Below are 22,177 nucleotides of genomic sequence, written 5' to 3' on the forward strand. Positions count from 1 at the left end.
CGCGCCAGCGCCAGCGCCGGCACGTCGACCGCCTGGGCGGCCTGGGTGTCGGTGGCGCCGAGCAGCACGGCGGCGCGGCGCGCCGGGCCGGTGGCGTGCTGCTCGCCGGCCAGGCGCAGCTGCGCCAGCAGGTCGTTGGCGTCGAACTGGCCGGCCTGGGCCAACGTGGCGATCAACGAAGCGCAGGCGTCGCCGTAACCGGGCGGATTGACCAGCAGCGCGCGGGCGTCGCCGGCGACGTTCTCGCCCCGCACCGCACGCGACATCAGGCCGTAGCACTTGACCTGGATGTCGTCGTCGAGCACGAACAGCGGATACTGCTGGTCGAAGTTAAGCCAGTCGCGGTTGCGCCCGAGTTCGAGCAGCCAGTCGTTGCGCATGCGGTCGGCGATGGCGCTGCCCTGGTGGTGCTGCAGGAAATCGCGGATTTCGTCGCCTGAGGCGCTGCGCAGGCGCGGTTTGAGCCGATAATAATCGACATACGACGCGATCGCATGGTTCGGCAGGCGGGCGGCATAACTGGCGGCACCGGCGGCGTCGTCCTGGCGCGCCGCTTCACGCAGCAGCAAGAACAGGTCGTCGGCGGCGCGGGCGGCAGCGTCGGGCGCCACCGCCGGCTGCGGCGCCGGCGCAATGGGCACAGTGGCGCTTTGCGCCGCCGCCAGCATGCACGATCCGGAGAGGATAGCGACAACAAATAATTTTGACGAAAACATCAATCCAACTCTCTTTTCAGCTACATTCACGCCCATGACCGGCCACTCCAGAATACCATGCGCCTCCACTGCACAGCCAGCATCCCCGAGCGCCGAAGCAAAATCGGACAAGCTGGCGTTGCGCCGTGAACTCGCCGCCTTGCGCGCCTGCATCGACCCGGCGCGCAAGGCCGCCTGGGACGCGGCCATCGGCGAGCGCCTGATGGCGTGGTGGCGCGCCCAGCCGGTACCCGCGCTGGGCGTGTACTGGCCGCTGCGCGGTGAAGCGGACTTGTCCTTAGCGTACGTCGAATTGGCGCAACAGGGCGTTCGGCTGGCCTTGCCGGTGGTGCTGGCGCGCGATGCGGCGCTCGGCTTCGCCGACTGGCAGCCGGGCGAAGCGATGCTCAAAGACGCGATGGGGGTGGCGGTGCCGGCCAGTCGGCGGATGGTGGCGCTGCCGCCGGCGCTGCTGGTGCCCTGCCTCGGTTTTAATCAAGACCGCTTTCGGCTCGGATACGGCGGCGGCTATTACGACCGCACCCTGGAGCACACGCCGCGCCCGTTCACGCTCGGCATCGCCTACGCTTGCCAGGCGGCGCAGTTTACTGGCGCGGCGCATGATGTCGCGCTGGACCGGATTATTACGGAACTTGGCTAACGTCGTTCGGTGCGGGACTGCGCATTGAAACCAGATGAAACCGGTTAACGTTGAACCGGTAGCATCCACAGCGCTTGCACACCCACGCTAGGTGCTTGCCAGCCGCTGCCACAAGGCGCTGGTCGGCCCCGCCTGGTTCATGCTGTAGAAGTGCAGGCCCGGCGCGCCGCCGGCCAGCAGGCGCTCGCACAAGACACTGACGACGTCGAGGCCGAACGCCTTGATCGAGGCACTGTCGTCGCCGAAGCTGGCCAGCTTCAGGCGCACCCAGCGCGGGATCTCGGCGCCGCACATGTCGGAAAAACGCATTAGCTGGGTGTAGTTCGTGATCGGCATGATGCCGGCCACGATCGGCACATCGACGCCCAGCTTGCGCGCGTTGTCGACGAACTGGAAATAGGCGTCGGCATTGTAGAAGTACTGGGTGATCGCGGCGTTTGCGCCAGCGTGCACCTTGCGCGCGAAGTTCTGCAGGTCATCCTGCGGCGAGCGCGCCTGCGGATGCACTTCGGGATAGGCCGCCACCTCGACATGGAACCAGTCGCCGGTCTCGAGACGGATAAACTCGACCAGATCGCTGGCGTAGCGCAGTTCGCCGGCGCCGCCGTAACCGCTCGGCAGGTCACCGCGCAACGCCACCACGCGCTTGATGCCGTGCGACTTGAATTTGGCCAGGATGGCGCGGATCGATTCGCGCGAGCCGCCGACGCATGACAGGTGGGGCGCAGCGACGTGGCCCTCGTTGATGATCTCAAGCACCGTGTCGAGCGTGCCTTGCTGGGTGCTGCCGCCGGCACCGAAGGTGACCGAAAAATACTTCGGATCGAGCGTAGCGAGGCTGGCGCGCGCCACGCGCAGCTTGTCGGCGCCCTCTGCTGTCTTGGGCGGGTAAAACTCGATACTGAAATTATTGGTTTTCATCTTTTCCGAGCAGTAAAGTGGACAAGGCCCACGAGATTACGCTGTACAGGATCGCGGCCAGCATCGCCGACCAGAATCCCGCGACATGGAAACCACCGACCATCTGCGCCACGCCCCAGAACAGCAGGCCGTTAATCACCAGGATGAACAGGCCGAGCGACAGGAACGTCACCGGCAATGTCAGCAGCACCAGCACGGGCCGGATCAGGGTGTTTACCAGGCCCAGCACGAGGGCGGCGATGAAGGCGGCGCCGATGCTGGTCACGGTTACGGATTGCATCAGGTAGGGCAGCGCCATCAGGGCGGCGGCGTTGATAATCCAGGTCAATAACAGGCGCATCGGGACCCTTTTATTGTAATTTTTGATTTGAATTTTGTAATGCGGGAAACTGGCGCGGGGCCGCCGCGCCAGGGTAATGCGGGTTACCGATATCGATTAATAGCGGTATTGATCCGGCTTGTACGGACCGTCCTTGCTGACGGTGATGTACGCGGCTTGCTCATCGGTCAAAACGGTCAGTTGGGCGTTGAGCTTTTTGAGCTGCAGGCGCGCCACTTTCTCGTCAAGGTGTTTCGGCAGCACGTAGACGCCGACCGGGTACTTGTCGATGTTGCCGAACAGTTCGATCTGGGCGATGGTCTGGTTGGCGAACGAGGAGCTCATCACGTACGACGGATGGCCGGTGCCGCAACCGAGGTTGACCAGGCGGCCTTCGGCCAACAGGATGATGCGCTTGCCCGACGGGAAGATCACGTGATCGACTTGCGGCTTGATGTTGTCCCACTCGTATTTCTTGAGCGAGGCGACATCGATTTCGTTGTCGAAGTGGCCGATGTTGCAGACGATCGCCTGGTCCTTCATCGCCAGCATGTGCTGCTCGGTGAGGACGTGATAGTTGCCGGTGCAGGTGACAAAAATGTCGCCGTGTTCGGCGGCGTAATCCATCGTCACCACGCGGTAACCTTCCATCGCCGCCTGCAACGCGCAGATCGGGTCGATTTCGGTGACCCAGACCTGGGCCGACAACGCGCGCATGGCCTGGGCCGAGCCCTTGCCGACGTCGCCGTAGCCGGCGATGACGGCAACCTTGCCGGCGATCATGACGTCGGTAGCGCGCTTGACGCCGTCGACCAGCGATTCGCGGCAGCCGTACAAATTGTCGAACTTCGACTTGGTGACGGAATCGTTGACGTTAATCGCCGGGAAAGCCAGCTTGCCTTCCTTGTGCATCTGGTACAGGCGGTGCACGCCGGTGGTGGTCTCTTCGGTCACACCGAGGATCGCCGGCAGGCGCTTCGAATACCAGGTGGCGTCTTTTGCCAGGTGCGCCTTGATCGAATTGAACAGGCAGATTTCCTCTTCCGAACCGGGGCTGGCCAGCACCGAGATGTCGGTTTCGGCGCGCGTACCCAAATGCAGCAGCAAGGTGGCGTCGCCGCCGTCGTCGAGGATCATGTTCGAATAGACACCATCGCCGGGCCACTCGAAGATGCGGTGGGTGTAGTCCCAGTATTGATCGAGCGTTTCGCCCTTGACGGCGAACACCGGGGTGCCGGCGACGGCGATGGCGGCGGCGGCATGGTCCTGGGTCGAGTAGATGTTGCAAGACGCCCAGCGCACCTGCGCGCCAAGCGCTTCGAGCGTCTGGATCAGCACCGCGGTCTGAATCGTCATGTGCAGCGAGCCGGTGATGCGCGCGCCCTTCAATGGCTGACTGGCGGCGAATTCCTGGCGAATCGCCATCAGGCCCGGCATTTCGGTTTCGGCAATCTTGATTTCTTTGTTACCCCATGCGGCCAAGCTGATGTCGGCGATGTGGTAGTCGTTGATGCTCTTGAGTACGGCGTTCATCACGCCCTCCTTTCAGTTAGAAAAAAGTAACGTGAGCGCAGTGTAGTCCGAGCCTGGCGAAAATGAATTCGTCGCAGCGCTCCTCGGAATGTAAAATTTTATCACAGAACAGGAAATCTGGATGTCGGCCCTGCTTGCAAAATGGGGTCCTGGCGAACGCGAGGACCCCATCTGCGCGAACAGCTAGCGTGTTACGACAAGCCGGCCTCGGCGCGCAGCAGCGCGACCTTGTCGGTACGCTCCCAGGTAAATTCCGGCTCTTCGCGGCCGAAGTGGCCGTAAGCTGCGGTTTTCTGGTAGATCGGACGCAGCAGGTCGAGCATCTGGACGATGCCTTTCGGGCGCAGGTCGAAGTGTTCCATCACCAGCCGGGCAATCTTGTCGTCGGAGATGACACCGGTGCCTTCCGTGTAGACGGTGATGTTGATCGGTTTGGCGACGCCGATTGCGTAGCTCACTTGGACCTGGCACTGGCGCGCCAGGCCGGCCGCGACGATGTTCTTGGCGACATAGCGCGCCGCGTACGCCGCCGAGCGGTCGACCTTGGACGGGTCCTTGCCGGAAAAAGCGCCGCCGCCGTGCGGTGCGGCGCCGCCGTAGGTGTCGACGATGATCTTGCGGCCGGTCAGGCCGCAGTCGCCCTGCGGGCCGCCGATGACGAAGCGGCCGGTCGGGTTGACCAGGTAGCGCGTGCCAACCAGCCATTCGCGCGGCAGCACCTGCTTGATGATCTCTTCGATCACCGCTTCTTCGATCTGGCTGTGCGACACTTCCGGCGCGTGCTGGGTCGACAGCACGACGGTGTCGACCGCGACCGGGCGGCCGTCGACGTAGCGCAGCGTGACCTGCGACTTGGCGTCCGGGCGCAGCCACGGCAGCCGGCCGTCCTTGCGCAGTTGCGACTGGCGCTCGACCAGGCGATGGGCGTAATGGATCGCGGCAGGCATCAGCTCGGCCGTCTCGTCGCAGGCGTAGCCGAACATCAGGCCCTGGTCGCCAGCGCCCTGGTCGAGGTCGATGCCGGCGCCTTCATTGACGCCTTGCGCGATGTCGGGCGACTGCTTGTCGTAGCACACCATTACCGCGCAACCCTTGTAGTCGATGCCGTACTCGGTGTTGTCGTAGCCGATGCGCTTGATGGTCTCGCGCGCAACCTGAATATAATCGACGTTGGCGTGGGTGGTGATCTCACCGGCCAACACCACCAGGCCGGTGTTGCACAGCGTCTCGGCGGCGACGCGCGCAGCCGGGTCCTGTTCGAAAATAGCGTCCAGGATGGCGTCGGAAATTTGGTCGGCAACCTTGTCGGGGTGGCCTTCGGACACGGATTCAGAGGTGAAAAGATAGTCGTTGGACATGGAAGCTCCTGTTACTGTTCATAAAATCAATATCGCAGTAAAGGCACTTTCCTGCGACGCTTTAGCGACATTTATATTCCGCTTCGCAAGTTGTCTATTAACTCGGCGGATCCATCAACGTGGTATTTTACGCTCCTTGTGAATTTTTGGCTGGGTTACCGGCCGTACACTGACGTCAGTCAACTACCATGCTCGTTCTCCTCTTCCGATTGCTGTCGTTTTTACCGCTTCCGCTGCTGCACCTGCTCGGGTCCGCGCTCGGCTGGCTGGTGTACCTGGCCTCGCCATCGTACCGGCGCCGGATGCGCGCCAACCTCGAGGCGGCCGGACTCGGCCGCGAGCTGTCGCGCGCGGTGGCCGAGTCCGGCAAGGCCATTGTCGAACTGCCGTTCGTCTGGTGCGCCAGGCCGGAACGGGTGGCGCGTCACGCCACCGACGAGAACTGGGAGCACGTGCAGGCGGTACTCGATAGCGGCCGCGGGATTGTCTTTTTGACGCCGCACCTGGGCTGCTTTGAAATCACCGCGCAACAGATCGCGCTGCGCACGCCGCTCACTGTCATGTACCGCCCGCCCAAGCAGGCGGCGCTGAAACCCTTGATCGAGGGCGCCCGGGCGCGCCACAACTTGCACCTGGCGCCGGCCAACCTGTCGGGGGTACGGATACTGGCCAAGACGCTGAAAAAAGGCCAGCCGATCGGCCTGCTGCCGGACCAGGTGCCGCAGCAGGGCGAAGGCGTGTGGGCGCCGTTTTTCGGCCGCAGCGCTTACACCATGACGTTACCGGCCAAGCTGGCGCAGATGGGCGATGCCGCGGTGATCCTGGTGTACGCCGAGCGCTTGGCCGCGGGTAAAGGCTTCGTGGTGCGCTTCGTGCCGTTCGAGGGCGAACTGAGCGGCACCGCCGCCGAACAGGCCGGTGCGATCAACCGCGCGATGGAGCAGCTGATCGCGCGCTGCCCGTCGCAATATTTCTGGAGCTACAACCGCTACAAGCAGCCGGATGGCGTCGCCGCGCCCGAAGCCCGGGCGCAAGCATGAGGTTGCTGCTCGGACTGATGTGGCTGCTGCACTGGCTGCCGCTGCCGCTGCTGGGGCGCTTCGGCGAAGCCATCGGCAGCCTGCTCTTCATGGTCTTGAAGACGCGGCGCCACATCGCCCTGACCAACCTGCGGCTGTGCATGCCGGAATTGTCGGATGCCGAACGGATGAGCTTGGCGCGCCAGCACTTCCAGGCTTATTCGCGCAGCGTATGGGAGCGCGCCATTCTTTGGTGGGCATCTCCGGCCCGGTTGCGCCGCCTGATCCGGGTCGAGCCCGGCGTGCCGCTGGCGGCGATCGACGCGGGCCCGGTGATTTTGCTGTGCCCGCACTTCGTCAGCCTGGATGTGGCCGGCGTGGCGGTGATGCTCGAATCGAGCCTGTGCTCGATATATGTGCGGCAGAAAAACCGCGCCTTCGACGACGTGCTGCGGCGCGGCCGCTCACGCTTTCGCCCGGTGCAGTTGTTCTCGCGCCAGCAAGGCGTCAAGCCAATCATGCGCGCGCTGCGCGAGGGCCTGCCCTACTTCATGCTGCCGGACATGGATTTCGGCGACAAGGACGCACCGTTCGTGCCGTTCTTCGGCGTACCGGCAGCGACCCTGACGGCGCCCGGGCGCATCGCCGCGGCCGCCGGCGCCCAGGTAATCCCGGTGGTGGCGACCTACCTGCCCAACTATCGGGGCTGGACGGTTAAATTCTACCCGGCCTTCGCCGACTACCCCGGCGGCGACACGATCGAAGCGGCACGCCGCATGAACGCCTTCATCGAAGAGCGCGTGCGCGAGGCGCCGGCCGAATACTTCTGGACCCACAAGCGCTTCAAGACGCGCCCGGCCGGCGAGATGTCGCCCTACGCCCGATAAACCACCATAACCGATATACTTTTATTATGAAATTGAAATTTACCAAGATGCACGGCGCTGGCAACGATTTTATCGTCGTCGACGCCATCAACCAGCAGGTCGACCTGTCGACCCAGCAGTGGGCGGCGCTGGCCGACCGCCGTTTCGGCATTGGCGCCGACCAGGTGCTGGTGGTCCAGAAAAGCGACACCGAAGGCTGCGACTTTCGCTATCGTATCTTCAACAATGACGGCGGCGAAGTCGAACAGTGCGGCAATGGCGCCCGTGCGTTCGTCAAGTTCGTCACCGAAAAAGGCTTGACGACGCAACGCGCGATCCGGGTGCAAACCATGAACGGCATCATCGCGCCGCGCCTGGAAGACGACGGCAGCGTGACGGTCGACATGGGCGCGCCGGTACTTGAGCCGGCGCTGGTGCCGTTCGACAGCGCCGGCCTGGCCGGCTGGGCCGAGGGCGGCGACACCTTGTGGCCGCTGTCGATCGAACAGCCGGGCGGTGCCAACACCGTGTTCTTGTCGGTCGTCTCGATGGGCAACCCTCACGCGGTGCAGGTGGTCGACGACGTCGATTGCGCGCCGGTCGAGCAAAGCGGCCCGCTGATCGAGCACCACCCGCGCTTCCCGAACCGGGTCAACGCCGGCTTCATGCAGATCGAAGGCCGCCATCGCATCAAGCTGCGGGTGTACGAGCGCGGCGCCGGCGAAACCCTGGCCTGCGGTACCGGCTCGTGCGCGGCGGTGGTGGCCGGCATCCGGCGCGGCCTGCTCGATTCGCCGGTGCAGGTAAGTGCGCGCGGCGGCGAACTGTCGGTGGCGTGGGCCGGCATTGGTGCACCGGTCTACCTGACCGGGCCGGCGGTGACGGTGTTCGAAGGCGAAGTGACGCTGTAGCCAGGCCGACCCGGGCGCTGCGCGTTTCTGGTCAATTCGATTTGTTCATCATTGCGTTGGCAACGCGTGCAGTCGATCGGCCCTGACCAGAACAGGTGCGATAAAAATTACTTTGCGCAACGACATCTGTGGGCCGTGGGGCTGCATGCGAAAGTGCCCACGTCGCCAGTGCGTTGCCGTCTCGCCGTGTTGGCGCTGCGCGTGCCCGGGCAATGCCAATGGCCCGAGCAGGACCCGGTCATACAACCGCTCGACTTGCCGGCGTAGTTTTGACGCCTTCTTGGGACCGACGCGATCAAGTTGCTTTATAGCGTCGGTGAAAGGCGACTCTTCGATACGTCGGGCCTGCTCCAGATTTCCGTACAAAAAAACCTTGCAGCACAGTTGCACGATCGTGTCGTAGTGCTTCAGGTACCCCGGTTTGTCCGGGTGATCGAAAGCGCGGCGGATAACTTCGTTCAACGGCATTTTTTCATCATCGATCATCAGCTCGATGAAACCAACGCCGAGCTTCACAGCGACATCTATTTTGTAGATCGCGACCACACTGATCGCGCGTCGGTTGTCGCGCTTCGATTCGAACACGTAAGCACCTTCAATGCGATTGAAGACAGACGCCTCGCTTGGCGTTGCAATGGCTTGCTTCATCGCTTCGCCAAAAAGGATATAACAAGCAGGCATTGGCGGACGCAACTGATCGACAGGGATGTCGCCGCCAAGATCGGAATCTGCCAGCAAATGTGCCAGCGAGGGCGTAAGTTCGATCAAGACATGAGGGCGGCGCCAGAACATCAACGGCGCCGTGGCAAACATTGCCAGCGTATCGGTCGCAGCCGGCCGTAGCAGCGTGCCGTCCTTCCAGATCGGGTCGGCGCAAATGGTTTCCTCCATCGCCTCCACGTTTTGCGCGTAACGATAGCACGGCCCGGCAATTACCCGATCAGCCAGCGATTGACCGTGTACGCCTTCCTGCAACGCCGCCCAGCGCTGCCACGCCGCTACGAGGCGCACGTTACGCGCGTGTACGGGATGCGGGACGGCTTGCTGTTGTAGTTGCGCCCGGGGCGCCAGCGGATGCTCTTGCGCGTGCAGACGAACTTGTTTTCGTAGTGCGAAGCCGCTTTCGGCCCGGCCTGGTAATTGTTGGTGGCGCTATGGTGCACCGAGACGATCAGGTATTCGCGCGCGCCGATGCTTTCGCGCGCAGGCTCGCCCGGCACCGGGCGCCGCGGGTCGGCGCTGAAGTGCCCGCCGAGCTGGAACGTACGGCCGGCCTGCGCAGTCCGGCCGTTGCCGGCGGCCTCGAAGTACTGGGTCATGCGGTCTTTTTCTTCCATCAGGCGCTGCGCCAACTGTTCGCCGTCGCGCGAGTCCTTGAAGCCGTATGAACCGGTGTTTTCGTATATTTCGTGAGCAAATACGTCGCCCTGGGCGTTGAGCGAGTGGCCGCTCACTAGTTGCGCATAAGGGTTCTTGTAGTCGAAACTGGCCAGCGTCAGCACGCCCGAGCCGAGTCGCCGTACCGCTTGCCACTGGGCGATGCCGTCATCTTCCATCGCCCCGACCTGGCTGCGAAACGGCATTTCTTGCGGCCTGATCGCGTTGGCGGTGGCGTCGATCGGCTCGGCCAGCGTCGTGTTGTCGCCGATCCAGAGAGTGTGGCCATCGGCGCGGTGTTCATACCAATAGTGCAGGCCCAGATCTTCCCAGCGCCGGGTGCAGGTGGTTGTAGTCGGTTTCGTTGTATTGGTTGGCGCAGGTTAGCTTCGGGTCGTCGCCATAGAGACAGGTCTTCCAGTCGCGTGTCTGGTAATGGTCGAAGGTCGCTTCGGTAAGTTCGATCACGCTGCGGTTCTGGAACGAAACATTGTCCTTGCGCAGCCTGGCAAACGCCAGCCATGGTTCCAGCACCATGCTGTAATAGGCAAAGCCGCCATCGGTGCGGACGAAGCGAAATTCGGTGACGTATCCGTTGAAGTAGCGCAGCGAGCCGTCCTCGCGCACCATCGAGATGGTCACCATCCGCGCCATGATGCGCTTGAGCGGGATCCGCGCGTCGTCCGACAGCACTTCGGCTTCGAAGCGGAAGTCGCGTGAAATGGCTTCGCTGGCGTCCAAGGTGTTGACGAGCATGACCGCCTGCCCGGGGCCGTCGCCGCGGGGGAAATCCATGCGCAACAGGCGGGTGTCTTGCGCTCCCTTGCCGAAGGCGGACAAGGCCGCCATTGCCGTCGTCGTGGTGCTCTCAGCCATGCTACGTGTCCTCCGTTGTTCATTCAAAGAGTCAAATGACCAACAGAAACTATAGGTTTGTTAACCACGCGCAAGTTGATCCAGATCAAACTAGGTGTTGCCGGCTTGACCGTGATCCAAATGCAAGATGTAACAGACGTTGGCCCGCGACACGTTGCCGGGGCCGCTGACGAGAAAGGAATCCCATCCCAGCCGCCGCATCTTGTCGGGTCGCGCGGTGCTCAAAACCAGCGGCTCGATGCACGGCTTGCTCAGTATCAGGCACACTTCATATTGCAGATCCGGCGCGCCCATGAGCGCAAGCATCTTTGCCAGCGCGGCGGCGGCGTCGCCGCGCGGCAAAAACCGCGTCAGGCTCGCCTTGTCGAGCGGGCCGATCCTCAGCCGAACCCGCAGATCCTGGCGCCACAGCCGCACACCCAAGGCAGCGCCGTAGCCGAGCTTGGGATTCGCGGTCCCCAGCTTGCTGCGCTTGCTTTGCGGGATGTAGTCCCAGCTTCCGACGAATTGCTCCGCTTCGATCGGCAGGCGGAAATAGTCCTCCAGCACGCGGCCAATGGTGCTGGCCGAAACAGGGCGCGTGCGCAGCAGCGCCGCATAATAGCCAGCGACGTCTTCCGTCATCCCGCCAATTTCGCGCTTGCCGGGTCCGCTTGAAAAAGCATCGGTGCGAATGCCTGCCAGCGCCATCAGCCGCGGCAGCAGGCTGTCCTTGCCCTGTGTGTCGAACGTATGCTCGACGCGATACTTACCCCACGCCTGATAGAACAATCCCACCATGCGATTAGAAAAAATATCGAGAAATGCGCGCGCGCCGGTATTTTTTTCGCGCCGTTCAAGTTCGGCGATCAGCTCCGAATAGTGAAAGGGCAACGCGCCGTTGACGCCGAGCAAGCCGATAAAGGCGGGCGTGAGGTGAATCCGCGCTTTGCCGTGTTTCAACGCGACCGGCAGTGAGGCAATCTGGCCCGGACTAGCGCCAACCTGGGTCACGAGGGATTCGAGCTCGCTCGCGGGGAAACTCAAGGACAGGCTGTTGCGGAACCTCAGCACATCCGAAAACGCTTTATCGTGCGGCACGCCGTTCTTGGCCAGCCATTGCACAAGGACGCGCACCGCCTGGAAAAACTGAAAGCGGTACGGCTCTTCGGTGAGATGCCCGACTACACCAGGTTCACGCTGCCGCTTCGTGGCTTGCATCGGATCAGCTCCTCTCCCGACGTTTTAGACAAGATAACCAATTCGATGAAACTGTTCAGTTGGACATAGAGACCAAGGAATTGGTCAATAACCTGGACAAACAGGTGCATGCCATTACCGACAAATGCTTCTTCATCGAGCGTGATGCGCACTTCAGTCCCGTGGACCAGGGATGCGCCGCGCTTGTGACGCCGCCATGTTGTGGCCGCGACATGATCGAGACCGACGATGCCGTTGATCTGGCGCCGCGTAATGGGTGATTGAGGAAGGTCGTACAAGACGAGCATCTCGCGGAATGCTGCCAAGCCTTCCTGCGCAAGCGAGTGATGATTTAACGTCAGGTGGGATATCAGACGCCAGTGCAGGCCGAATCCCGGGTCGAAGCGGTAAGGCTGACTGGGGCGGCGCAAGAAACGCATCGGACTGCCGTTCGCCGCGGCCAAGGGCAGCAAGTCGCCACTTGGTTGGCCATATTTGAGCATGCCCGGCAACTCCCGGTTGGTACACGTCAGCTCAATCGACAGGCTGGTCTTTTCGATCGCCAGCGGCTCGAAGTCGGCGTCAACCAGGGTGATGCGCTTTTCATGGCCGGGGCTGACCTGCGCCAGCGCTTCGTCGTGCCGCAGCACCCAATAGTGGCCTTTTTTGGTCTCGCCTTCGCTGTGGCGCAGGGAGTAGAACTGCCGAAACTCGGTTACGACACTGTGGTTTTCGCGCTGCCGAAGCACATGGACGGAATCGATCGAATAGACTTCGAAGGCGCTCGCATTGGTCGGATGCGCGAGCACCGAATAGTCCGCAGCGAAATGCGTCACCGCGATCGGGACGCCGTTTCGTTGGAACAGATTGACCACCGGAGTACACGACAGCAGCAGGTTGGTGGGCGACAGGCTGCGCAGCAGGCGTGCGTTCTGGGAGTCCGGGCGCACGCCATCCATTGCCAAGTGCAAGGTGACGCGGTTGTAATTTTCGGGCAGCCGAAGATGAATTGCCGCCAGATCGATGTCGAAGAAGTTGAATTTTTCGGGGAAGGCGAAGTATTCGGTCAACACGCGGTAGGCCTGATGGGAGCGCGCTCCAAACGGTATGAGTGCGTCCGTTTCGGCGAATCCGACTTGGGCGAGGGGAATTGTGGTGAGTGGCCTCCATTCGCCATTTTCAAGTTCGACAAACGCGCGCACGGTTCGCATAAATAGTGCATCGCGCAGTGCCGAACAAAACGAGGGTTCGCCATTAATAAAGACGCGCAACGGGCCATGCACCAGTTGCCCGAGGCTGGCCGCAGCAGAAGTACCTTCAATGACAATGCTCAACGACGAGCTGACGTTGGCAGGCAGCTGCGCACTGGCTGGCGCATCGATCACTGCATCGAAACGGGCCGCGGTCAGGGCGATGGGCGCCAGCGCCACGTCATACGCGGTCGTGAACTTGCAACGCACTCCTTGGATAAGCGCGGATTCCATTTCCGTTCCGCGCGCGATGGCGGTGGCCGTCGTCATGGCCTCGTTGTGAGCACGCGTGCAAAGCACCTGCACGATCGCACATGATGGGAACGGCCGCAGATAGTGAGGGAACAGGGTTTCGAACAGCGCTTCCGTAAATTGCGGATAGTCGTCGTCCATCCGCTTCGAAATGCGGGCGCCGATCAACGCCACCGCCTGGATCAGGTGTTCGATGTGGGGGTCTTCGCAAACGTCGCCGGCGATTTGAAGATTGCCGGCGAGCGCAGGGTAGCGCTCGTAAAACTCACGCAAGAAACCTCGCAAGATGATCAGTTCGCGCTCGACGTACGGTAGCAGAGCGGCGAGCGTCATGCGAAGCCCCCTCGACGCACGCCCGAGCTATGGATCGAGTACTGCTGGGTCGATTGCTTGAGCACGGCGTCGAATTGCACCGGCTCGGCAGCCGCGTCGGCTTTCAGCGTTGCGCAGATGATGAAGTCAATCCTGTTGATGGCGCCGCGGTGGATGCGTAGCGCAGCGCTCACGGCGTGCAGCCTGGGCTCATGGCGTTCGATGGCAAGCTGGACGGCAGCGCAAATGCGCTTTTGATCGACGTCGCTGCTGAGGCACAGCCCGGCAAAGTCCATCAGGCCGTAGTTGAGTACCGAGGCACCGGTTTCGGGATAGGGGGCCAGTAGAAAATCAGGCAGCCCGGCGCGGGTGTTGAGCAAGGCTTCCAGATCGCGGGCGACAGCGTCTTTAAGCTGGCTCAACGTCCATCCAAAGCCGTCCGGGAACTCATCACACGGGGCATTTTTCAGCCGGTCAAATAATCCCGGCGCGTACCGCTGCGTCATAACGATCCCACAAATCTAGCCTGCCGGAAACGACACGAAGCAGCCATTATCGATCGATCGTACGCTTACAAGTTGCGATTGCGAAAAAGAGAGCAGCGGCGATTCTTACTGTATTTGCGCTGCATAGTTTACATTTGAAAATGATTTCAACTGAGCAGCATCAACGTCGTGTGCCGGAACAACTTCATGCTGTCGTGGTGCCCATGTTCAAGCAGAAATGGAGAACGCGATGAGTTTGCCATCCAAAGTGTTGTGGTCCGAAGGACTGACATTAGGCCCGCAGCAATTCCAACAGCAGGATCGGTATCATGAGGCGAGACTGCAGCGGATTGCGGCAGCAATCAACCCGCACGCGTGGGGCGTGCATTCGGTGCAATGGAATCACGATGGTTTGGCCAACAACCTGCTGATACCCGATTGGATGTCGCTCATTTTCCAGGACGGCGAAATCTTCGACGCACCGGCGACGGACACGCTGCCGAGCACCATTGACTTGAGCAAATTGCCGATGACCGAACAGTGCTTCACATTCTATGCCGCGCTGCCGACGCTGAAAGCGCATGGCAGTAATTTGTCGGACTCGCCTACGTCCCGTAATGGCGCGCGCTACGTGCAAGTCGAAAGCGATACGGCGGATCTCTTCACCGAGGCATTCAGCATCGATGTAGCGTTTTTGCGCAAGACAGTGCATTTGCTGTCGCATCTCGAATCACGCAACGCCTTTGTCAGTTTTCCCGTGGTCCGCGTTCGCCGCGTGGCAAACGGCGGTTTCGAAATTGATCCGGCTTTCGTGCCGCCGAGTTTGTCGGTCGCTGCCGCCCCTTGGCTACAAGTCATGCTTAACAAGCTGTTGAGCAAATTGAGTATCAAGATCGAGTCCCTGTATTTGCGCCACCGGCAGTCGAGCACAGACGTATTTGAGGTCCACAGCGGCGATATTTCCTCGTATTGGATGCTGAACACCGTTAGCACAGCGGCGGCATCGCTGACGCATTGCGCAACCTACAAACAGCATCACCCCGAAATACTTTTTGACAAACTGATGTCGCTCGCTGGCGGCCTGATGACTTTTTCGAAAAAATACGCCGTTGGTGACTTGCCTTCTTACAACCATATAGAACCGGCGCATGGGTTCGCCCGACTAGATACAATCGTGCGCGAACTGATCGAGACGGTAATTTCCTCGAGATATTTCACGATCCCGCTCGTGATGGTTGAGCGAAAAAGCACGCACTATTGCGGGCAGCTAGATACAAGCCAGGTCAACAGCCGTACTGCCTTGTTCCTTGCCGTGAATGCCGACATGCCGGCACTTGAGCTGGTCGCCGCGGTCCCGTTGCGTTTCAAAGTCGGTTCGCCTGAAGAGATCGAACGATTTATCGGACTGGCATTGTCAGGGGTAGAGCTGATTCATATGGCGCAAGTACCGCCCGAGGTACCTGTGCGGCCCAATACCTATTATTTTTCGATTCAGAACAAAGGGCCGTTGTACGAGGCAATGTTAAAGAGGCAGAGCATCGCGATCTATGCTCCAGCCGGAATGAACGGACTCAAACTGGAACTGTTCGCAATAGCAGCCTGATGCGCTCTTGCATAGACATCGAAAAATCCCTACGCCGCCAGATCATAGCGGCCCCCTGACTGCGCACCATCCCCAGCCTGCGGCAACAGCGTCTTGAGGCGATACAGCCGCTGGCGGTAGTTTCCTTCCGGCCCGCCCGGACCGCAATCGACATCCTCGAATAGCCGTACGATGCGCTCGAGCGCGTGGCGCTGCTGCGCCGTCTCGATTAGCACCAGGCGCCGCTTGCTGCGGCCGTAGCTGGCGCGGATGTCGATCACCAGGCAATGACCGCGGTCGGCCTGGCCGATATCGAGCAGCAGCGCTTCGGCCCGGCTCAGGCCGAACATGGCGGCGAGCTCGAGCCGCGCTGCCAACAGCGGATGGCTGGCGCCGAGGTCAAGGCCAATGCCAATGCGCAGCGCGCCGGTTTCGCTGAACGCCCTGCCTGCAAGGCGCGGCGCGATCTTGCGCAGCGCGGCGGCGGCGGCGGTGCAGCCGAGGGCGGCGGCTTTCTGCAGCCAGTACACCGCCCGCACATCGTTGGTTTCACTTTCGCGGCGGGCGCGCCAGGCTTTGTTGCCGCATTCGAACTGGGCATCGCGGTGGCCCATCGCGGCGGCGCGCACGAGGTATTCCTGGGCGTCGGGCACGTTACGCTGCGAGAATTCCGGCTTGATATAGATGCGCGACAACGCGTACCACGCTTCGGCCAAGCCCTGCTCGCCGGCCAGGGTCAGCCAGCGGATCGCTTTCTTGAAGTTGGCCGAGCCGGCGCCTACCGCGGTGCGGGTGCCGTCGGCCCGCATGCGCGCGCACCACAGGCCGAGCGCCATCTGGGCATGTCGGTCGTTCCCGGCCGCCGCCAGTTCCCAGAACCGCCCGATGTCGCCGTCGCCGTCGCCGGCCAATTCGGTGCGGGCCTGTTGCGGGCCGGCCGTCAGCGCGCGCGCGCAGCGCGACAGCAGCGTGACTTCGGCGCTCGTCAGCGAGAGCGGTCCCTTGCCGGCGGCGTTGAAGGCCAGCACCAGCGCGCGCGCTAGCGGCAGAGCGCGCTTGAGGTAGTCGCCCCACTGGCGCGCCTCCCAGGCGGCGTCGAGCAGCGCGAACTGGGCCTGCGGCAAGCCGGCATCGGCGGCGCGCCGCAGCCAGCGCCGGTTCAGCGGGTTTAGGGCGTTGTGCGGATTCGGCGCGGTGTCGGAGGACAAGACGCCAACTGCGGCAGCGGCCGGCGACACAATGGCATGCTGGCGCGACAGCAGCCACTGGGCTTCGGCAACGCCGTCGCGCGCCGCCTCGGCCAAGGCCTGCAGCGCCTTGGCGCGACAGCCAGGGTCGACGCCGGTTTCCGCTGGCTGGCCCAGCACCAGCTGGGCCAGTATCAGGCCGGCGCCGGCCACACCACGGTCGTAGGCGCGGACGTACCAGCGCGCCAGCGGCTGCCCGCTACGGCGCGCCAGCGCGAGCGGGATGTGCGCGCCGATCAGTTCGCACGCTTCGTCGCTGCCTTGCTGCGCCGCCCGCTCCAGCCAGTACAGCGCGGTGGGCAGGCTGTTAGGCAGGCCGGCGCTGCCGAACAGATACAGCTTGCCCAAGCTCAGCTGCGCCGCCGGCTGGCCGGCGCGCGCGGCGCGAATGACCGCTAATTGTTCACGATTGGCCATTGGTATTGCGGTAAAAGTGTAGTAAAAGCCAGTAAAACATGAACGAGGTGTCTGCAGCTCAAGGCTGTCGAGGAAGTCGGCGGTTTATCAATATACAACAGCTGCGCGTTGGCGCCGCGCGCGCAACGCCAGCCGAAGTCTAAGACGGCAGGCGCAAGGCAGCGGGCCGAATCCGGCAATGCTTGCGTTTCCGCAAACAATGACGACACCGCACCAACCTTTACAACGTGGAATTACGCACAAAACAATGCTTTCGTCATGTTGCCGCGTTTCAAAAATACAACAGCACAACTCGAATTATTGGCTTTCAACCAAGGTGAACCCTCATAATTAACCAACACGCCATGCTTGAGGTAACAAGCAATTAAGGTTCACTACATCCGAGCGTTCAGAAATTCAAATAACTCAATGCTCTACGGATTCTACCGATTTACTTTTTAAGGATTGATACATGAAAAAATCACTTTTGGCTCTGACACTTCTGGGCGCCTTCGCCGGTGTTGCACAAGCTCAAACCGCAGTTCAGATCTACGGTACCGTTGACGCTGGCGTCATCAAGCGTACGAACCAGACCCTGAACGTCGGCAAGCGCGCCAACAACACATTGGGTTTCAAAGGTACTGAAGAGCTGGGCAACGGCCTGAAAGCGCTGTTTCAACTGGAAGTTCGTTACGAGCCGGACACCGGCACGCTGGAAAGCGTCACCCGCCCATTGTTCCAGGGCCAGAGCCGCGTCGGCCTGCAAGGCGACTTCGGTATGGTTCGCCTGGGCCGCGGCCTGACCGCGTTCCAAGAGACGAGCACCGCGTTCGAGCCATTCCACGGCCTGCCAACGCCTGCCGGCTTCCAGACCGACCTGCAAATTGCCGGTTACACCTCGGAACCGTTGAACCCAGCCGGTAGTTCGCTCAACCGTTTCTCGAACGCGCTGTTCTACAACTCGCCTGAATTCGCTGGCTTCCAGGTCAACGCGACCGTCGGCACCAAAGAAGCCAACGGCGGCGCCGCCATCCAGGGCCGCAACCCTGTCGGCACTCCTGCACAATACGCGCCTGGTTCCGAAGCATCGGCCAACCCGTACTCGATCGCGACCACCTACAAGAACGGCCCGATTGCCGCGATGCTGGCAACCGAGCGCAACGCTGTCGAGACCCGCCTGTGGTCGATCGCCGCGTCGATCTTCGCTACGCCTGAACTGAAACTGATGGCGTCGTATCAGCGTCAGAACCAGGACCACACGCGCGCAATCAACCCGCTGACCAAGGCATGGGTCCTGGGTGCGAACTACACCATGGGCCCAGGCAAGATCCTGGCCGGTTATGGCCAGAAGAGCCCGGATGGCGTCGCCAAGACCAAGCAATTGTCGGTGGGCTACGAGTACAGCCTGTCGAAGCGTACCTACCTGTACGCAGATGCATCGCGTAAAAAAGGCGGCGTTCAGGTTCCACAGACTCAGAATATCTACGCGCTGGGCGTCAACCACGCTTTCTAAGCTGACGCAGGGGGTTTCCCCTGCTTCACTGTGAATCGACAAGGGCGGGGATGGGCAACCATCACCGCCCTTGATACGTCTGGGCACTGGCTCAGGCGTTTGTGACTTTTACGCAACTTTACACCGCCATATGCCCCGCCTTTCTGTACAACACCAAAGAACGATGGCATATTGATGTGAACGGATTAGTACGCGCGTTCGTTTTTCATAAAATTATATCCTTGGAGATGCAATGAAAACAAAATTCCTCGCCGCAGTCATCGCTACTTGTTTTGCCGCACCTGTCATGGCCCAGTCCAGCGTCACGATCTACGGTATCGCCGACGCCGGCCTGATGAAGCAAAGCGGCCAGACCCTGCGCGTGGTCAGCGGTATCGCCGATGGTTCGCGGCTTGGCTTCAAGGGTTCCGAAGACATCGGCGGCGGCTTCAAGGCGATCTTCAATCTCGAGGCGCGCGTCGAACTCGACAGCGGCTCGCAGAAGCCGACCCTGCTGTCCGACGAACAAGGCTTGTTCCTGACGCGCGGCATGGGCGCCGGCTTCAACAGCGTCCTCGCGCCGCTCGGCCCGCTCGGCGGCGCCCTGTCGGCCGGCGTATTGCAGAGCATTCGCGGCGGTTTCCAGGTCAAGGGCTCGGCTGCCGTCAATGCTGAAGGCGCGCTGTTCGACCGCACCTCGATGGTTGGCTTGATCACCCCGTTCGGCGCGTTCTTGATGGGCCGCATGTACACCCCTGGCTACGAAGTGTTCGCCGCATCCGACGTCTTCGAAAGCGGCACCGCCGGCGCCTGGGGCGGCATCACCGGCGGCACCGCCGGCTTCACCAACCTGGGCGTTGAAATCCGTTCGTCGAAATCGATCCAGTACCGGATCGCCACCCCGGCCGGCCTGGGCGGCTCACTGATGTACGGCACCAAGGGTTCCGGCTACCTGAACCGCTACAACAAGTTCTACGGCGCCGCCGCGACCTACAAGGCCAACGGCTTCGACGTCGGCGTCGCCCACAACCGCGGCTACGACCAGTCCGACAGAACCAGCCTGGTGACCAGCACGATCGGCGGCTCCTATACCATGGGCGAGTTCAAGTTCTTTGCCGGCTACCACGACCAGCGCAACCGCAACTCGGTGCTGCTGGCCGACTACACCGCCGGCTACAATGCCCAGATCGCTCCGGGAATTGCCGCTCAGCTGGTGCCGGCCGGCCCTCTCGCTCCTGTACTGGCTGCCGGAATGCGCACTGTGTTCCTGAACAATATCGGCGCCAACACGCAGCTTGACGCCGCCAGCTACCAGGTCGGCCTGCACTACCGGGTCGGCGCCGGCCGCGTCATGGCGTCGGTCGCGCACCAGAACGACCGCAGCAATTCCGACAGCGACGCCAACCTGTTCGCGCTGGGCTACGACTACAACCTGTCGAAGCGCACCGACATCTACACTGTTGTCGCGCAGATCAACAACAAGAACGAAGGTCAGTTCATCCCTGGCGCGGCTGGCTCGCCAGGCGGCTTCGCCAAGGTTCCAGGCTCGAACGCCCGCGCGGTCCAGGTCGGCATTCGTCACCGTTTCTGATCAATTCCCGCCCCGCGGCAAGACGCCTTCGGGCGTCTTTTTTTATGCCGGAAATGGGACCCCGGTCGGTTAGAATTGCACTCAAATCATTTCCACGCAAAGACATTAATGACCGACAACCTGGATTCCGCCGCCGTTGCCCATTTTTTGGCCGACAATCCGCAGTTTTTCGCCCGACATGCGACCTTGCTGGGCCAGGTCAAGCTGTCGAGCCCGCTGACCGGCAAGACCGTCTCGCTGCAGGAGCGCCAGATGGAAGTCATGCGCGCCAAGTACCAGGCGCTGGAATTGCAGCTGGGCAATTTGACGCGCCTGGCGCAGAAGAACGGCGCAATTGCCGAAAAATTCCACGGCTGGAACCAGGCGCTGCTGCAGGCGCGCCATGGCGCCGACCTGCCGCGCGCGCTGGTCGACGGCCTGTGCGCCCAGTTCGGCGTGCCGCAGGCAACGTTGCGCCTGTGGGACCTGGCGCCCGGCCATGACGACGCCTGGTTTGCGCAAGACGTATCGGAAGATGCCCGCATCTTCGCCAACAGCTTGCTGGCGCCCTATTGCGGCAGCAACCACGACTTCGAAGCGGTGCGCTGGCTCGGTGACGCCGGCGCCGTCCAATCGACCGTGATCTTGCCGCTGCGCAGCGGCGGCGCCGCCTTCGGCCTCTTGATCCTCGGTTCGGCCGACCCGGCCCGTTTCGAAGCCGACATGGCAACCGACTTCCTGATCCACATCGGCGAGACCGCCAGCGCGGCGCTGGCCGCGCTGCGCGCCTGACGGGCTTTACGCGCGTGACGATGAGTGAGAGCGCCGCCCGGCACGCGTGGCTGGCGCGCTACCTCGAGCAGCTGGCGACCCAGCGCCAGTTGTCGCCGCTGACCATCGACGCCTATCGCCGCGACCTGCAGGAGCTCGACGCGCTGGCCGGTGCCCCTTCGTGGCAAGCGATTGTCCACGCCGACATCCGCCGCTTCGCCGCCACCTTGCACGGACGCGGACTGGGTGCGCGCTCGATCGCCCGCAAGCTGTCGAGCTGGCGCGGCTTTTTCGACTGGCTGTCGCAGCAGTTGCCGCTGGCGGCCAACCCGGTCGATGGCGTGCGCGCGCCGCGCCGCCCCAAAACCTTGCCGAAGGCGTTGTCGGTCGACGACGCGGTGCATCTGGTATCCAGCGGCGCCGCCTTGCGCGACCATCCGCAGCCGTTCGAACTGTGCAACCGCGCGATGTTCGAACTGATGTATTCGAGCGGGCTGCGGGTGTCCGAGCTGGCCGGCCTCGACGTCGGCTACGTCAAGCCAGCCGCGACGTTGAGCCAACCGGGCAGCGCGCGCGCCCCGCTCGGCTGGCTCGACCTCGCTGCCGGCGAAGTGCTGGTCACCGGCAAGGGCAACAAGATGCGGCGGGTGCCGGTCGGCAGCCACGCGCTGGCGGCACTGCAGGCCTGGCTGGCGGTGCGGCCAGGCGCGGCCGACGGCGGCAACGCGCTGTTTTTAAGTCAGCGCGCCACCCGGGTGTCGCCACGCGTCGTCCAGCTGCGCTTGGCGGCCCACGCCGCCAAGGCCGGCACCGCCGTCAAGGTCCACCCGCACGTGCTGCGCCACTCGTTCGCCTCGCACGTGCTGCAGTCGTCGGGCGACCTGCGGGCGGTGCAGGAAATGCTCGGCCACGCCAGTATCACCTCGACCCAGGTCTACACCGCGCTCGACTTTCAGCACCTGGCAGCCGTCTACGACCAGGCCCATCCGCGGGCGAAGGCAAAATAAAGCAAGCCTGACAACATGACGCACATCAAGCATTTGCCGTCTGGTTGGAAGCAATTAAGGAAATCCGGCATAATCGCTCGATTATTTTCAGCCGCATC

General features: G+C 62.3%; 20 protein-coding genes, 1 pseudogene and 1 riboswitch. Of the genes and pseudogenes, 9 read left to right on the top strand and 12 right to left on the bottom strand.

All coding sequences use genetic code 11. The annotated features are described in order from the left end of the window. Nucleotides 1-716: pseudogene (locus tag CR103_RS17250) on the bottom strand (lytic transglycosylase domain-containing protein); the annotation flags it as partial. Between the two features lie 34 nt (nt 717-750). Between CR103_RS17250 and CR103_RS17255 the strand changes: the two are divergent. Next, nucleotides 751-1,356 (top strand): 5-formyltetrahydrofolate cyclo-ligase, encoded by a 606-nt coding sequence (locus CR103_RS17255; RefSeq protein WP_099917181.1) that lies wholly within the window; start codon nt 751-753, stop codon nt 1,354-1,356. Nucleotides 1,357-1,443: 87 nt separating this feature from the next. On the opposite strand, the gene metF is transcribed toward CR103_RS17255, so the two are convergent. From metF to metK, 4 genes are all read right to left on the bottom strand, one after another. Beyond that, a complete protein-coding gene (metF, locus tag CR103_RS17260; protein ID WP_099917182.1) occupies nt 1,444-2,277 on the bottom strand; it encodes a methylenetetrahydrofolate reductase [NAD(P)H] in 834 nt (277 codons plus the stop codon). Continuing rightward, entirely contained in the window at nt 2,264-2,617 is a 354-nt protein-coding gene (locus CR103_RS17265) for a phage holin family protein (protein WP_099917183.1), read from the bottom strand. The genes metF and CR103_RS17265 overlap by 14 nt, the downstream gene beginning before the upstream one ends. Before the next feature lie 96 nt (nt 2,618-2,713). Continuing rightward, nucleotides 2,714-4,129 carry an adenosylhomocysteinase gene (gene ahcY / locus CR103_RS17270; RefSeq protein WP_099917184.1) on the bottom strand — a complete coding sequence of 472 codons (1,416 nt, stop codon included), beginning with the start codon at nt 4,127-4,129 and terminating at the stop codon, nt 2,714-2,716. A 26-nt stretch (nt 4,130-4,155) separates the two neighbouring features. Then, nucleotides 4,156-4,220: riboswitch (S-adenosyl-L-homocysteine riboswitch) on the bottom strand. A gap of 100 nt (nt 4,221-4,320) precedes the next feature. Beyond that, nucleotides 4,321-5,487 carry a methionine adenosyltransferase gene (gene metK, locus CR103_RS17275; protein ID WP_099917185.1) on the bottom strand — a complete coding sequence of 389 codons (1,167 nt, stop codon included), beginning with the start codon at nt 5,485-5,487 and terminating at the stop codon, nt 4,321-4,323. A 188-nt stretch (nt 5,488-5,675) separates the two neighbouring features. Here metK and CR103_RS17280 point away from each other — a divergent pair, with 188 nt between their 5' ends. Genes CR103_RS17280 through dapF form a run of 3 tightly spaced genes read left to right on the top strand, consistent with a single transcriptional unit; the run spans nt 5,676 to nt 8,283 of the window. Beyond that, nucleotides 5,676-6,527, top strand: coding sequence for a lysophospholipid acyltransferase family protein (locus CR103_RS17280; RefSeq protein ID WP_099917186.1), 852 nt, complete (start codon nt 5,676-5,678; stop codon nt 6,525-6,527). Next, complete coding sequence (locus CR103_RS17285) at nt 6,524-7,393, top strand: LpxL/LpxP family acyltransferase (RefSeq protein WP_099917187.1); 870 nt, start codon at nt 6,524-6,526, stop codon at nt 7,391-7,393. The genes CR103_RS17280 and CR103_RS17285 overlap by 4 nt, the downstream gene beginning before the upstream one ends. A 26-nt stretch (nt 7,394-7,419) precedes the next feature. After that, nucleotides 7,420-8,283 carry a diaminopimelate epimerase gene (dapF, locus tag CR103_RS17290; RefSeq protein WP_099917188.1) on the top strand — a complete coding sequence of 288 codons (864 nt, stop codon included), beginning with the start codon at nt 7,420-7,422 and terminating at the stop codon, nt 8,281-8,283. 48 nt (nt 8,284-8,331) lie between these two features. Here dapF and CR103_RS17295 read toward each other — a convergent pair whose 3' ends face one another. The 6 genes from CR103_RS17295 to tssE form a co-directional block, all read right to left on the bottom strand. Then, on the bottom strand, nt 8,332-9,294 hold the full coding sequence (locus CR103_RS17295) for an AcrVA2 family anti-CRISPR protein (protein ID WP_143752661.1): 963 nt from the start codon (nt 9,292-9,294) through the stop codon (nt 8,332-8,334). After that, a complete protein-coding gene (locus CR103_RS23550) occupies nt 9,282-9,983 on the bottom strand; it encodes a contractile injection system protein, VgrG/Pvc8 family (protein ID WP_307719720.1) in 702 nt (233 codons plus the stop codon). Before CR103_RS23550 ends, CR103_RS17295 begins: the two co-directional genes overlap by 13 nt. Continuing rightward, nucleotides 9,961-10,536, bottom strand: coding sequence for a contractile injection system protein, VgrG/Pvc8 family (locus CR103_RS23555; protein ID WP_229443373.1), 576 nt, complete (start codon nt 10,534-10,536; stop codon nt 9,961-9,963). The genes CR103_RS23550 and CR103_RS23555 overlap by 23 nt, the downstream gene beginning before the upstream one ends. A 90-nt stretch (nt 10,537-10,626) precedes the next feature. Continuing rightward, on the bottom strand, nt 10,627-11,736 hold the full coding sequence (tssG, locus tag CR103_RS17305) for a type VI secretion system baseplate subunit TssG (protein ID WP_099917190.1): 1,110 nt from the start codon (nt 11,734-11,736) through the stop codon (nt 10,627-10,629). After that, the gene (gene tssF, locus CR103_RS17310; protein ID WP_099917191.1) at nt 11,700-13,550 is read right to left on the bottom strand and encodes a type VI secretion system baseplate subunit TssF; all 1,851 of its coding nucleotides are present in this window, start codon (nt 13,548-13,550) and stop codon (nt 11,700-11,702) included. The genes tssG and tssF overlap by 37 nt, the downstream gene beginning before the upstream one ends. Beyond that, the gene (gene tssE, locus CR103_RS17315) at nt 13,547-14,035 is read right to left on the bottom strand and encodes a type VI secretion system baseplate subunit TssE (protein WP_099917192.1); all 489 of its coding nucleotides are present in this window, start codon (nt 14,033-14,035) and stop codon (nt 13,547-13,549) included. The genes tssF and tssE overlap by 4 nt, the downstream gene beginning before the upstream one ends. Nucleotides 14,036-14,264: 229 nt before the next feature. Here tssE and tssK point away from each other — a divergent pair, with 229 nt between their 5' ends. Further along, on the top strand, nt 14,265-15,617 hold the full coding sequence (tssK, locus tag CR103_RS17320; RefSeq protein WP_099917216.1) for a type VI secretion system baseplate subunit TssK: 1,353 nt from the start codon (nt 14,265-14,267) through the stop codon (nt 15,615-15,617). 29 nt (nt 15,618-15,646) lie between these two features. Here tssK and CR103_RS17325 read toward each other — a convergent pair whose 3' ends face one another. Further along, nucleotides 15,647-17,260, bottom strand: coding sequence for a tetratricopeptide repeat protein (locus tag CR103_RS17325; RefSeq protein ID WP_099917193.1), 1,614 nt, complete (start codon nt 17,258-17,260; stop codon nt 15,647-15,649). 451 nt (nt 17,261-17,711) lie between these two features. On the opposite strand from CR103_RS17325, the gene CR103_RS17330 reads away from it, so the two are divergent. The 4 genes from CR103_RS17330 to CR103_RS17345 all read left to right on the top strand — a co-directional run bounded on the left by CR103_RS17330 (nt 17,712) and on the right by CR103_RS17345 (nt 22,079). Beyond that, nucleotides 17,712-18,752 (top strand): porin, encoded by a 1,041-nt coding sequence (locus CR103_RS17330; RefSeq protein ID WP_099917194.1) that lies wholly within the window; start codon nt 17,712-17,714, stop codon nt 18,750-18,752. A 232-nt stretch (nt 18,753-18,984) separates the two neighbouring features. Beyond that, nucleotides 18,985-20,322, top strand: coding sequence for a porin (locus CR103_RS17335; RefSeq protein ID WP_099917195.1), 1,338 nt, complete (start codon nt 18,985-18,987; stop codon nt 20,320-20,322). A gap of 108 nt (nt 20,323-20,430) precedes the next feature. After that, a complete protein-coding gene (locus CR103_RS17340; protein ID WP_099917196.1) occupies nt 20,431-21,093 on the top strand; it encodes a DUF484 family protein in 663 nt (220 codons plus the stop codon). Between the two features lie 20 nt (nt 21,094-21,113). Next, the gene (locus CR103_RS17345) at nt 21,114-22,079 is read left to right on the top strand and encodes a tyrosine recombinase XerC (RefSeq protein WP_099917197.1); all 966 of its coding nucleotides are present in this window, start codon (nt 21,114-21,116) and stop codon (nt 22,077-22,079) included. Nucleotides 22,080-22,177 lie beyond the last annotated feature (98 nt).

The sequence above is a fragment of the Massilia psychrophila genome (genome assembly GCF_002760665.1).
GTDB lineage: Bacteria > Pseudomonadota > Gammaproteobacteria > Burkholderiales > Burkholderiaceae_D > JAFCUW01.